Annotated in this window: 10 protein-coding genes; 3 read left to right on the forward strand and 7 right to left on the reverse strand. The window is 73.6% G+C overall.

Going from position 1 to position 13,221, the window contains the following annotated elements; translation table 11 throughout:
- Positions 1-137: 137 nt before the first annotated feature.
- Together VF746_24220 and glmM are read right to left on the reverse strand one after the other, a co-directional pair.
- Entirely contained in the window at positions 138-1,061 is a 924-nt protein-coding gene (locus VF746_24220; protein HEX8695541.1) for a cysteine synthase family protein, read from the reverse strand.
- Positions 1,062-1,245: 184 nt separating this feature from the next.
- Complete coding sequence (glmM, locus tag VF746_24225; GenBank protein ID HEX8695542.1) at positions 1,246-2,634, reverse strand: phosphoglucosamine mutase; 1,389 nt, start codon at positions 2,632-2,634, stop codon at positions 1,246-1,248.
- Between the two features lie 463 nt (positions 2,635-3,097).
- Between glmM and VF746_24230 the strand changes: the two genes are divergently transcribed.
- Positions 3,098-4,531, forward strand: a complete 1,434-nt coding sequence (locus VF746_24230) for an AMP-binding protein (GenBank protein ID HEX8695543.1) — start codon at positions 3,098-3,100, stop codon at positions 4,529-4,531.
- 137 nt (positions 4,532-4,668) lie between these two features.
- On the opposite strand, the gene VF746_24235 is transcribed toward VF746_24230, so the two are convergent.
- A complete protein-coding gene (locus VF746_24235) occupies positions 4,669-5,196 on the reverse strand; it encodes a hypothetical protein (protein HEX8695544.1) in 528 nt (175 codons plus the stop codon).
- A 166-nt stretch (positions 5,197-5,362) separates the two neighbouring features.
- Positions 5,363-5,875, reverse strand: coding sequence for a hypothetical protein (locus VF746_24240; GenBank protein HEX8695545.1), 513 nt, complete (start codon positions 5,873-5,875; stop codon positions 5,363-5,365).
- Positions 5,876-6,301: 426 nt separating this feature from the next.
- Here VF746_24240 and VF746_24245 point away from each other — a divergent pair, with 426 nt between their 5' ends.
- Both VF746_24245 and VF746_24250 read left to right on the forward strand, forming a co-directional pair.
- Entirely contained in the window at positions 6,302-7,135 is an 834-nt protein-coding gene (locus VF746_24245; protein HEX8695546.1) for a hypothetical protein, read from the forward strand.
- A gap of 220 nt (positions 7,136-7,355) precedes the next feature.
- On the forward strand, positions 7,356-9,965 hold the full coding sequence (locus VF746_24250; GenBank protein HEX8695547.1) for a TonB-dependent receptor: 2,610 nt from the start codon (positions 7,356-7,358) through the stop codon (positions 9,963-9,965).
- A gap of 226 nt (positions 9,966-10,191) precedes the next feature.
- Here VF746_24250 and VF746_24255 read toward each other — a convergent pair whose 3' ends face one another.
- The 3 genes from VF746_24255 to VF746_24265 all read right to left on the reverse strand — a co-directional run bounded on the left by VF746_24255 (position 10,192) and on the right by VF746_24265 (position 12,992).
- Entirely contained in the window at positions 10,192-11,076 is an 885-nt protein-coding gene (locus tag VF746_24255) for a hypothetical protein (GenBank protein HEX8695548.1), read from the reverse strand.
- Between the two features lie 44 nt (positions 11,077-11,120).
- The gene (locus VF746_24260; GenBank protein HEX8695549.1) at positions 11,121-11,579 is read right to left on the reverse strand and encodes a GreA/GreB family elongation factor; all 459 of its coding nucleotides are present in this window, start codon (positions 11,577-11,579) and stop codon (positions 11,121-11,123) included.
- Positions 11,580-12,041: 462 nt separating this feature from the next.
- A complete protein-coding gene (locus tag VF746_24265) occupies positions 12,042-12,992 on the reverse strand; it encodes a universal stress protein (protein ID HEX8695550.1) in 951 nt (316 codons plus the stop codon).
- Positions 12,993-13,221: the final 229 nt, after the last annotated feature.

The raw sequence follows: 13,221 nt of genomic DNA on the forward strand, positions 1-13,221 counted from the left end.
TGAAAAGGTCTCACACAGAGGGCACAGAGAACACAGAGGAACAGCGGAGAGATTGAAGTTCTCTCCGTGTCCTCCGTGTCCTCTGTGTGATTCCAATCTGTTTCTCGCGAACCAGAACAATGCTCGGAAACGTGGTATCACGTCCGCTGGTACACGTCGGTACTCAGGTACTTCAGGCCGGAGTCGGCCATCAGCGTGACCACCTTCGCACCCGGCCCCAGCCGCTCGGCCACCTGGATCGCGGCGATCACGTTCGCGCCCGAAGACGTCCCGGCGAACAGCCCCTCCTCCCGCGCGAGCCGCCTGGCCATCTCCTTGGCGTCGGCGGTCGCGACCGGCACCACGTCGTCCACCAGCGACGGCTCCCACAGCGGGGGAGTGTAGCCGATCCCAACCCCTTCGATCCCGTGGGGCCGTGCCTCTCCGCCCCGCAGCACCGAAGACTCGGCGGGCTCGACGGCGACGATCCCGACGCCCGGCCGGTACCGCTTCAGCACGGTGGCGACGCCGCGCGACGAAGCCGCGGTGCCCACGCAGTGGACGAACGCGCCGACCTCGCCGTTCGTCTGGCTCCAGATCTCCTCGCCCAGCGCGTGGTATCCCGCGATGCTGTCGTGGTTGTTGAGCTGGTCGGTCCAGCAGGTGCCAGGCTCGCGGCTCAGCGTGCGGGCGGCCTCGATCATGTCGAGGATCAGCTTCCGGGTGGTGAGGCCGCCCTCGCTGGGGACCAGCGTCAGCTCGGCGCCCAGGGCCGCCATGTGGTCCCGCTTCTCCTGGCTGAACGCGTCGGAGGTGACGATGTGGCAGCGGTACCCCCGGGCCGCGCAGACGAACGCGAGCGACGTCCCCGTGCTGCCGCCCGTGTACTCGACGACGGTGCCCCCGGGCTTCAGCCGGCCGTCCTCCTCCGCGCGCAGGATCACCGCCAGCGCCATCCGGTCCTTGACGCTGCCGGTGGGGTTCTCCCATTCGAGCTTGACGAAGACGTCCGCGCAGCCGGACGGAACCACCCTGCGCAGCCGCACCAGCGACGTGTTCCCGATAGCCTGGAGTACGTCCATCGACTCTCCCTCCGCGGGTCCGCCCGCCCTCGACCGTCACGATGACGCGAAGGGCGACCCCTGCACGGCCGCCCTCCGGATGATCTCCCTCGGCAACTGCCGCTGTCCGCCAGTGCTCTTACTAAGGACTAAGCACTAAGGACTAACGCACTTCGCACCTCGCACTTCGCACTTCGCACTCCCCTCACCCCGGCAGCGCCGCCCGCAGCGTCTCCACCAGCCCCACCGCCTCCTCGCGGCTCGGGGCCTCGCAGATGATCCGCACGATCGGCTCCGTGCCCGACGGCCGCAGGTGCGCCCACGCCCGCCGCGCCGGCCAGGAGAGCCTGAGGCCGTCCTGCCGGTCGGCCTCGGCCTCGGGGAAGCGCGCCGCCAGCGCGTCGTACACCGCGTCCAGCGGCTGGCCCGGCCGGGGGAGCGCCTCCTTCACGATCTCGTAGCGGCCGATCTCGGCGGCGAGCCGCGAGAGGGGCCGGCCCGTCTCGGCCAGGAGCTGCAGGACGAGCGCGGCCGCCACCGGCGCGTCGCGCGTCAGGTGCACGTCCGGCAGGATCACCCCCCCGTTCCCCTCGCCTCCCACGGTGGCGCCCTCCTTCTGCATCCGGCGGGCGACGTTGATCTCCCCCACCGGCGCCCGGAAGAGCGGCACCCCGGCGCGCTCCGCCACGTCGTCCAGCAGGCGGCTGGTGGACAGGTTGGTCACCAGCGCGCCCGGGCGGTGGCGCAGCACCAGCGTGGCCGCCAGCGCCAGCGTGTAGTCCTCGCCGATCGCCCGCCCCTCGTCCGACACCAGCGACAGGCGGTCCACGTCGGGGTCCGTCGCCAGGCCGACCACCGCGCCGGTGCGGCGGACCAGCTCCTCCAGCTCGCCCAGGTTCTCGGCCACCGGCTCGGGCTTGCGGGGGAAGAGGCCGTCGGTCTCCAGGTTGATCGCCTCCACCCGGCAGCCGAGCGCCTCCAGCAGCCTGGGGAAGATCGTCCCCCCCGCCCCGCGCACGCAGTCGAGCGCCACGGGGAAGCGCTTCGAGCGGATCAGCTCCACGTCCAGGAAGGGGATGCGGAAGATGCGCTCCAGGTGCCGCTCCACCGCCCCGGCGTCCTCGCGCCACTGGCCGAGATCCTTCCAGCCGGCGCGCGGGGCGTCGTGCAGGAAGCCGCGCATCTCCACGGCCTCGTCGCCGTCCAGGAACATCCCCGAGGGGCCGATGAACTTGAGCGCGTTCCACTCGATCGGGTTGTGGCTGGCCGTCACCGCCAGCCCGCCCGCGGCGCCCAGGTCCTCCACCGCCAGCTGCACGCTGGGCGTGGGCGCCAGCCCCACGTCCACCACGTCGCACCCGGCGGACTGCAGCGCCGCCGTGGCCGCCCGCGCGAACATCGGCCCGGAGACGCGCGAGTCGCGGCCCAGCACCACCGTCTTCCCCGGCCCGCGCCGCCGCGCGTACGCCCCGAACGCCGCGGCGAAGGCGGCCACCACCTCGGGGGTGAGCCCCTCGCCCACGCGCCCGCGCATCCCGGAGACGCTCACCATCAGGTTCGCGAGGTCCAGGCGGATCTGCCCGTCGTCTGCCATCGGTGCCGTGGATCGAAGTGTTTGGGACAAGGCGTAAGAGAGGCGGGCAATCTCCCTCCCGCCCCGCCCCCCGTCAAGCGAACGAAGGTGGAGAGATGAGGCAAGTCGACTTCTCACAATGACTTGGAGATGCAGGAGCAATCCCGGCCCGGGGCGGCTGAAGCCGCGGCAGCAACGGCAGAAAGCCTCGCAAACCCCGCGAGGCTTCAACTGCGAACCCCTCGTGCCGCGCGCGGCGTCGTCGCGCGACCCGCCGGGTTTTCCCCTCTACCGCGCAGCGGGGGAGGGGAGCGCGCCCTCCGGCTGCGAGGAACGAGCAGCCGAGGGCCGCGCGGGGGAGGGGGCCTCCCACCGCCTCCCCCGTCACACCCTCTGCTCCCGGGTCCCGCATCACCTTGCGCTCGCGGCGGCGGGCGGTAGGTTGGCGGCGAGGTGTGGCCCACCACGTCCGGTCCCCCAGGCGATGACCCAGCCGCTCGACAAGCTCGTCACCGAGTCCGCCCGCCGCGTTCCCGAGCGCATCGCCGTGGCGGGAGACCCGCCGGCCACCTTCTACGAGCTGGAGCGGTGCACCGGCGAGGTGGCCGACGCCCTGCGCGACGCCGGGGTGGAGCGCGGGCGCATGGGCCTCCTCCTCCCCAACGTCCCCGCCTTCCCCGCCGCCCTCTACGGCGTCCTGCGCGCGGGCGCCAGCGCCGTGATGCTCAACCCGCTCTACTCGCACCGCGAGATCGCCGAGTACCTGGCCGACTCGCGCGCCCGGGGCGTGGTGACCATCGAGGCGCTGGAGCACCTGGTCCCCCCGGGCGTCCCCAAGCTCCTCCTGGACGCGGGCGACGCCTCGGTGGAGGCGGACTTCGACCGGCCGCCCGCCCGCGCGGAGTTCGGCTCCGACGGCGAGCCGCTCCCGCGCGGCGGCGGCGAGGCGGCGGTGATCTACACCTCGGCCACCGACGGCTGGGCGCGCGGGGCGCGGCTCACCCACCGCAGCCTGGGCGCCAACCTGCGCGGCGTGGTCGAGGCCATGCAGCTCGGCGAGGACGACTGCGTGCTGGGGCTCCTGCCGTTCGTGCACTGCTTCGGGCTCACGGTCACGCTGAACGCCCCCCTGTCCTGCGGCGCGCGGATCGTCCCCGTCGAGCGCTTCCACCCGGCGCGCGTGCTGGCGCTCGTCGAGGAGCAGTGCGCCACCGTGCTCTGCGGCGTGCCGGCGCTCTACGTGGCGCTGATCGCCGCGGCCGAGCGGCAGGGCGTGCCGAGGCACTCGCTCCGAACCGCCATCTGCGGGGGCGCACCGCTCCGGCAGGAGGTGTCGCGGCGCTGGGAGGAGACGTTCGGGCTGCCGCTGCGCGAGGGGTACGGGCTCACCGAGGCCTCGCCCGTGTGCCTCTTCAACCGGGTGGACCGCCCCAACCGGCCGGGGACGCTGGGCTACCCCTTCCCCGGCGTCGACGTCACCATCCGCGACGCGCGGGGCGAGGTGGTGCCGCAGGGCGAGCGGGGCGAGATCTGCGTGGAGGGCGCCAACCTCTTCGCCGGCTACGTGGGCGACGACGGGCGGGACTCCGAGCGCTGGTGGGACGGCGCCTTCCGCACCGGCGACCGGGGGAGCCAGGACCCCGACGGCGCGGTGCGCTTCGGCGGGGTGATGAAGCGGATGTTCACCCGCAGCGGCTTCAACGTCTACCCGGCCGAGGTGGAGCGCGTGCTGGCGGCCGACCCGCGCGTGGCCGAGGCGAGCGTCACCGCCGCCCCCGACCCCGTGCGCGACAACGAGATCGTGCTCACCGTGGTCCCCGCCCCCGGCGCCGAGCTGGACGAGGAGGCGGTCCGGCGCCTCTGCCGCGAGACGCTGGCCACGTACAAGCAGCCGGGGCGGATCGTGATCGAAAACTGAAGTGCGAGAGTGCGTAGGGTCGAGGCATGCCTCGACCGCACGGAGCCCGCCCACGCACGAAGGTCCGCCCCCGCTCGGGAGGCGGACCTTCGTGTTGCCGCCGTTCCGTACCCCGTACCTCGTACCCCGTACCGGGTTCAGTACCGGCGGGGCCCGCGCGGCCAGGTCGATCCCGACAGACGGCGCCCCATCGCCCAGGTGGTGCCGCCGCCGAATTCGCGGTCGTAGCGGCCGGGCGAGCCGTAGCGGCGGCCGATCCCGTAGCCGGCCTCGTCGCCGCGGAAGTCGCGCCCGTAGCCGCGCATCCCGCTGAAGCCGCGGTCGTAGCCCGTGGTCTGGCGGTACTCCTGGTCGTACAGCCCACGCGGCGCGGTGTCGCGGTCGGCGCCGCGGTAGCGCCGGCCCAGGAAGTCGGTCTCGCCCGGGTCGGCCACCATGTTGTCGCGCGGGTTCTCCGTCAGCCCGCCGTAGTGGTGCCCGCGGCCGCGCACCAAGTCCGCGTCGTAGCGCTGCTCGTCCCACGGCCGCCGCGCCGTGTACGGGCCGAACCCGCCCGAGACCGCCGCGTCGTAGCCACGGCCGCCGGTGCGCGGCCCCGCGTGCCGGCCGAATCCCTGGCCACCGTACCAGCCGTAGTCGCGGCCGTACCCCCTGTCGTAGCGCATCCCTCCACCTCCCGTTCTCGCGCCGCCCGCCATGGACGGCGGACGCGGCAGCGCGGCGCAACCTCCGTTCCAGCCCCGCTCGGGCGGGCTTGGGTGATCCCGGAAACGACGAGGGCGCGGCCGCACCCGGCCGCGCCCCTCGCCCGGCGTCACGCACGCGGCCGGCTCACACGTGCCGGATGTACTTGGCGTTGTTGCTGATGGCGCTCCAGTTGGGGCAGTAGGACGTGCTGGTGTAGCCGACCACCGTGTAGCCCGACGGGATCGGCGAGTTCCCGCAGACCGTCTCCTCGTAGCCCGGGATCTTGATCGAGTACATGTTCATGCCGGTCGCGCTGTAGCTGGGGCAGTAGGCGGTCCCCTGGCCCGAGGTGATGACGTAGCCCGACGGGATCGGCGAGTTCGCGCACACGTTCTCCTGCGAGCCCGGGATGCCGATGTAGTACATGTTGTAGCTGGTCGGGCTGTAGAACGCGCAGCTCGGGCTGCGGTCGGCGGAGAGGATCACGTACCCGGACGGGACGCTCTGGTTCGCGCAGATGTACTGGCCGTTCGTGTAGAGGCGCGGACTGAAGCCGCCGGCCGCCGCGGCGCCGGACGGACCCGTGGGCGCGCTCTCGCAGGCGGCACAGAGCATCGACGCGCCGAGAACCAGGACGGAAAGGCGGGTGGAGAGCATGGGAACCTCGCTGGCGGGAGGGGAGGAAGGAGCGGATTCCGATCGGATCCGCATGGATACGTAAACGCACGTCTTACTACATGTCAAGTAATAAAGGGAGCGTTTCCGTCCCGGTATCTTCATTCCAAACCTATACGGATCAGGCAACTGGGGTGACGAGGATATTTTCAACTAACGTCGTGATACGCTAGCGTGCAGCCTGCGACAGCATGAAGGGCGGGCAGAAACACGCCTCGTCCATCGCAGGATGCGCCACGGAAAAAACCCCGCTCGCTTGTTCACCAGCTCGGCCTCCATCCTCTTCCCTCACAGCCAGTCGAGACGTACTCCCGCATCCTCTTCCTCCATCGTGGCAAACCCCTTGCGGTGCACGCACTTGCATCCCGACGTGAAGCCGGGAGGGCATTCCGAGCGAGGAGATCCGTGATGAGGAGAATCGTCTTCCTCCTGCTGCTGGCGGTGGGCCTGGCGGCGGCGCTGCCGCAGAGCCTGCCGGCGCAGCGCGGGCAGGGCAAGCCGAACCGGGAGCACGCGGGCGGCGGCGGCAAGCAGGTCCAGGGCTCCAGCGCGCGCGGCGGGCAGGTGCGGGGCTCCACGGCGCGCGGGCGCACGGAGCGCGGCCAGACCCGGGCGCGCGCGCAGACCGTCCGCCGGGCCGAGGGGAAGGGCCGGTCCGTCCAGCGCTCCACCCTCACGCGCCGCGCCACGGACCGCGGCTCGGGGTCGGGCGTCCGGGCGGAGCGGGGCGCGGGGCGCGGTGCGGGCTCCGGCGTCCGCGGGGGGCGGCGCACGGGGAGCGGCACGGGCTCGCGCGCCATCCGCTGGACGGATCGGCGGGAGCGGTTCGACGGCTTCCGGCTCGTCGACGCGCGCGGGAGGAACGGGCTGGGGCCGAGCTTCTGCCGAAACGGGCGGGGGCACCCCGTCTACGGCCGCAGCTGGTGCCTGGACAAGGGCTTCGGGCTGGGGCGGGACATCGGCGTGTGGCGCCGGGCGCCCTGGGACACGGTGCGCTTCCTCAGCTACCGCCGCACCGGCGGCAGCCTGGCGCGCGACCTCCTGGTGGGCGTGCTCGGCAGCGTGGTGCTGAATCGCCTGACGTACGGGGTGAGCGATCCCGTCACCGGCTACTGGTCGAGCTACGACTCCGGGCCGATGGTGCTGCAGCTCAACTCCGGCTACACGCCGATCGCCGAGCTGACCGACTTCGACCGCGACGGCCGCGTGGACATGGTGCTGCTGAACACCGGCAGCTACTAGAGGAAAGGGGCGAAACGAGACAGAGGCCCCGGTCGGGTGGCCGGGGCCTCGTCTTTGGTATCCGGTCCGGACGCCGAACCCCTGGACCGCCGGCAGCCGCCAACGGATCGGGGGGGCCGGGGGTCAAAGGGAGGTGCGTCGGTCGTCCGGCGCCGCCAGCACGTCCCGCGGACCGGAGGGTCGCGGGGCCTCACGAGTGGGACAGGCAGACAGGTTGGCAATGCGTTTCTCGAATCTTACCGGCCGCGCCGCGGCCGTGCTGTGCGTCCTCTTCGCCGCCCCGGCCGCCCTTGGCGCGCAGGGCGGCGCCGTCACCGGGACCGTGGTGGACGCGGCGACGGGGCGGCCGATCCCGGCGGCCACCGTCACCCTGCGCGGCGCGGCGGACTCGGCGCGGGCGCGCACGGGGGCGGACGGGCGCTTCCGCGTGGCCGTGGGCGTGGCGGGGACGTACACCCTGCAGGCCACGGCGCTCGGGTACGCGCCCGAGCGGCGCGCGGACGTGGCGGTGCCGGCGGACGGGGCGGTGGACGTGGGGACGATCCGCCTGGCCGTCTCCGCCATCCTCCTGGAGGGGGTGGAGGCCCGCACCGAGCGCTCCACGGTGATCGTGGCGCCGGACCGCACCATCTACAGCACGCGCGACATGCCGGTGGCGGCCGGCGGGATGGCCACCGACGTCCTGAGGAGCGTCCCCGAGCTGGAGGTGGACGTCAACGGCGCCGTGCAGCTGCGCGGCACCCCGGCGCAGATCTACCTGAACGGCCGCCCCGCGCCGATGCAGGGCGAGTCGCTGGAGCTGTTCCTCCAGCAGTTCCCGGCCGACCGCATCGAGCGCATCGAGGTGATCCCCAACCCGTCGGCGCGCTTCGAGGCCGAGGGGGCGGGCGGCATCGTCAACATCGTGCTCAAGAAGGACGTGGACCTGGGGCTCAGCGGCAACGTGTTCGCCAACGCGGGGAGCCAGGGCGAGGTGGGCGGCGGCGGGCGCGTCACCTGGCAGCGCGGGCCGCTCACCCTCTTCGGCGGCGGCTTCCTGCGCCGCTCGGACCGGCGCATCACCAGCTACGACCTGCGCCGCAACCTGCTGGCGGAGCCCGTCTCGCTCCTGGAGCAGGAGGGGTGGACCGACCGCGAGGGGCTCTCCGGCAACCTGGACCTGACCGCGGAGCTCGCGCTCTCCGGCCGCTCCACGCTCTGGAGCTCGCTGGGGCTCTGGAGGAACGGCTTCGACGCCGATGGCGTGGTGGTCTACACGCAGATGGACACGCTCCGCGCCGTCACCGAGCGCTACGACCGCGCCTCACTCAACGAGCGGAGCAGCCTCTCCACCAGCTTCTCCGCGGGCTTCCGCTACTCCCTGGCCCGGGCGGAGCGCAAGCCGGAGAACGAGCGGGGGAACGGGCCCGGCCAGGGCGGCCGCGGCCCCGGGGGCCCCGGACCGGCGGGCGGCGGGCGCGGTCCGGGCGGCATGGGCGGCGGCCCGGGAGGCGGGTTCGGGGGCGGCGGGCCGGGGGGCGGCGGCGGACCGGGCGCCGGGCCGGGCACCCACGAGCTGACGCTGGAGGTGGAGTACGAGCGGCAGGGCGAGGACGCCTTCAGCCGCATCCGCAGGCAGCTGCTGGGGCTGGAGGGCGAGCCGCTGGGGCTCCCGGTGCAGCTCACGCTCGACGACACCGACGCGGGCGAGCTCGAGCGGCAGGTGGAGGTGGGGTACGTGCGCCCGTGGGGCGGGACCGGGAGCATCGAGCTGGGCTACCGCGCCGAGGTGCAGGACCGCGACGACGACCGCCTGCTGGAGGTGTTCGCCGACGCCGACGACCCCGCGGCGGGGGCCGCCTCCGCCACGGGGTACGACTTCCGCGAGGTCTTCCACTCCGGGTACGTCACCCTGTCGCGCGTGGTGGGCCCGCTGGCCGTGCAGGCGGGGCTGCGCGCCGAGCGGGCGGACACGCGGCTGGAGCTGGCGGAGACGCCCGACGTCTTCGAGAACGGGTACCTGAGCCTCTTCCCCAGCGCCAACCTGCGCTATGACCTGGGCGGCGGGCGCGAGGTGCGGCTGCAGTACTCCCGCCGGGTGCGGCGCCCCGGGCCGTGGATCCTGAACCCCGTCAACCGCTCCAACGACCCGCTGAACCGCACCGTCGGCAACCCCGGGCTGGAGCCGCAGTACGCGCACTCGGTGAGCCTGGAGACCAGCTGGTCGGGGGCGCTCGGGTCGCTGCGCTTCTCGCCCTACTACCGCCGCACCGAGAACGACTGGGTGCAGATCCGGCGGGTGGACGCGGCCGGCGTCTCCACCCAGACCTGGGAGAACCTGGCCACGGTGGAGCAGCTCGGCACCTCGCTCACCCTCTCCATGCGCCCGCAGGGCGGGGTGAGCGGGAGCCTCAGCCTCAGCGGCACGCGCGAGGTGCGCAACGCCAGCAACCTGGCCGTGGACTTCTCGGGCGACGCCACCTGGTGGAGCGCGCGCGGCAACGCGAGCGCGCGGGTGACGGAGCGGCTGGCGCTGCAGGGGATGTTCTTCTACCAGCCGGGGCGCGAGGTGGCGCAGGGCCGCGTCTCGTCGTCGCTGATGACGCACGTGGGGCTCCGGCAGCAGCTGGGCGAGCGGGGCACGCTCAACCTGATGGTGACCGACCCGTTCGACCTGTTCCGCCAGTCGTTCGAGAGCCGCGACCCCACCTTCGTGCAGATCGGGCGCAGCCGCTTCAGCGCGCGCGCGGCGGTGCTGAGCTTCTCCTACAGCTTCGGCCGCCCGCCGCGCGTGCGCGAGCGGGAGCGCGACGAGCAGCCCGAGGAGCAGGACGAGATCCCCGCGCCGTAGCGGGCCGGGGACGCTCCGGGGGGAACGAGAAGGCGCGGGGGATCGGCCCCGCTCCTTTTCTCGTGCTGTCGCGCCGGTCTTGCGGGTGCCGGAGGCGCCGCCGCGCTACGGCACGACGCCACACGACGGGCGAGCCTGACGGCGCTGGAGCGCACCGTCGCGTCCATCGGCCAGACGATCGGCGGCCGGCAGCGCGAAAGATCACGGAGCCCGCCGCGCTCGCTGTTCAGGCGCTCGGAAGCAGCTCGCCCGTGCCGCCGGCCGGCCGGAGCCGCGGGAGCCGACGCCTGACCGGCCCGCCGCCGATCCGCCGCGGCGGATCGCCGCGAGCGGGGCCGAACGGGAGGAGCAGGACCGGGCAGCTCGCGCCGCACAGCACGCGCAGCCACGCCGCGCGCCTCTCCGCCGGCGCCCGCGTGCGGCCGAGGACGAGGAGGTCGGGCGCTTCCTGGTCGACCCACCGCAACACCCGCCGGCCCGGCGCGGTGCCGAAGCGCATGCAGCTCGTCAGGCGCACCCGGCGGGTGCCCGGCAGCGTCCCGGCCCGCGCTTCCAGGCTGCTCCGCAGCTCGTGCCACCGGTCCATGTCCGCCGCGGCCTGGAGGACGTGGAGCTCCGGCGGCGCGTCCGCGCTCCCCTCGGACGGGCCGAACAGCGCGTCCAGCCACCCCCAGGCGCGGCCGAGGGTGTCCGCGGCGGCATCTTCTCCATCCAGCGGGAGCACGACCTTGCGCGGCGGCCAGCTCTCCGAGCCGCGGAAGACGAGGACGGCCTGCTCCGCCTCGGCCGCGACGCGCACTACGCTCGGGTCCAGCCAGAGCGGGCCGCCGCCCGCGGGCAGCTCGGGGGCGAGCGCGACCAGGTCCACCCCCAGCGCGCGGGCGCGCTCCACGATCGCCGACGGCTCGCACCACGGGACCCGGCCGACGCTCGCCGCCGGCACCTCCCCCGGCGCGGGCGGTCCGTCCGTGTCGGCTTCCCCGGCCGGACGGGGGCCGGAGAGGAAGACGACGTGCAGGTCGGCGCGCTCGCCCGCCCGAAGCGCGGCGACGGCGTCGAGGAGCGGCTTCCGGTAACTCCGCTCCCCCAGCACGAGCAGGATCGACTTCATCACGATTCTCCCCTGGATGCCGGGTGAAAGGCCGGCGGGCCGCGTCACGCGCACGCCGGCTCCAGCCCGAGCATCTCCGGCAGGGTGGTCAGGGAGACGATCCGGTAGCGCAGCGTTCCCCCGGGCGTCGCCACCGAGATGCGGTCGCCGGCCCTGCGGCCCAGGAGCGCCTGGCCGACGGGCGAGGCGAGGCTCACCTGGTCCTCGTCGAGGTCGATCACGTCGCCGGTGACCAGCGTGTACGAGACGCGCTCCCGGGTGTCGAGGTTCTGGAGCACGACCGACGAGCCGAAGCCCACCCGGTCCACGGAGAGCATCCCGGCTTCCAGGCGCGGGAGCCCGGCCACGAGCTGCCCGAGACGCCGGATCTTCGTCTGCACCTCCCGCCGCTCCTCGGGCGTCGCGCAGTCAGCCCCGGCGAGCCCGGCCTTGAAGTCGTCCGTCAGCCGGCGCGACAGCCGCTCCAGCTCGCCGCCCAGCCGCTCCCTGACCTCCGCGATCATCTCCGACCTCCTGGTTGCGGTTGCGTCCAGCCCCTCCCCACTGCGTCGCTTCCACCCCGCCGCCGTCCGGCGCGGGCGTAGAAACGGCCGCCGGCTCCGGGCGCGGATTCGGCGGCGCTCTATCCTCCAGTCTCGCTGGAGGCGGATTCGTTACAGGCGCTCGGGAGCCTGGTGATCAGGCGCCCCGGGCGTCTCATCCCAGATCCCACGATTGATTGCGCAATCTCGTACGGAAACAAAGAAGATGTCATCCTGAGGAAGCGTCCGCCGATCCTCGCGTCTACACCGATGCCTGGACGCTTCCGAAGGATCTATGGCCTGCACTGCGTAGATCTTCGCAACGCGGGCCATAGATCCTTCGGCCTGCGAGCATTCGCGCGGACGCGGCTACGGTCTGGCCGGCCTCAGGATGACACCTTTTCTGTAATGCACATTCAGTCTCGGGAACTGGTATCACGGCCGTCAGTCCGCGGCGGCGGCCACCTCCATCGCCGGCTCCGGCTCCTCGCGCGCGGCGGCCTCCGGCGCGGGCTCGCCGCCTTCCTCGTCCGGCCGGAGCGTGCCGGGGAGCAGCAGGACCGGGCAGGGGAGGCGGCGCAACAGGAGCGCGCGGGAGTTCTTCCGGGAATCCGGCGAGCCCGCGACCCCGCACCCCGGCCCCAGCAGGACCAGGTCGCACGCCTGCTCGGCGGCGACGCCGAGGATCTCCACGTCCGCCGCCACGCTCCAGCGGATGCCGCGGCGGATCCGCACCCTGGCTCTCCACCGGGGCTGCTCGCTCGCCCAGCGGACTTCGCGGTCGAGGTCGGCGGCGAGGTCCCGCCACTCGCGCGGGCCGCTCGCCACGTGGAGCACCAGCAGCTCGGTGGCCGGCGACCCGGCCGGGGCCGGCCCCGCGGCCGCGGCGAGCCACTCGCAGGCGTCGGCGAGCACGCCCTGCCCGGCTTCGGCGGCGGACAGCGGCAGCAGCGCGCGGCGCGGGGGAGGATCGAGTGGGGTGCGTACGAGCAGGCAGGGCACGTCGGCGAGCTCGGCGACGCCCTCGAGCGCGCTCACCTGGCGAGCCCCTTCCGGCGTGCGCGGGTCCGCCGCGCCGAACACGACCAGGTCGGCCCCGGCCTCGCGGGCGCGCAGCAGCACCGAGTCGCAGAGGCCCTGGAAGTCGAGCGCGCGGCTCGCGAGCGCGCAGCCGTCCGGGACGGCGCGACGAACCTGTTCCGCCTGCGTGGACTCGGCTTCCCGGATGCGCCTGCCCACGTCGGTCTGGACGGCCTCCCACAGCGGCATCCCCACGATCTCCATCGAGTGCACGACGTGGAGGGCGGCCCCCGTGCGCACGGCGAGGCCGGCGGCGGCGGACAGGGCAGCGTCCGAGTTGCGGGTCAGGTCCGTGACGGCGAGGATCGAGCGCATGGAATCTCATGGGAACGGCGCGGCCGCCTTCGCGCGCCGCGGGCACCGGTTTGCGATGCACCCCGCGCGCGGGTATTCATCAGGCCGGCGGTGGCGTCCGGAGGGCGCCATGACCGGCGGAGGCGGCGGCAAGGTCCACCCTTGCTTCGCCCTCGGTCTCGCGGAAGGACGGTTCCGTTACAGCCGCGCCGGGGAGCCCCGCGGCGCGAGCGGGGTAGGACCAGGAGCC

The sequence above is a fragment of the Longimicrobium sp. genome (assembly GCA_036389795.1).
Classification (GTDB): Bacteria; Gemmatimonadota; Gemmatimonadetes; order Longimicrobiales; family Longimicrobiaceae; genus Longimicrobium.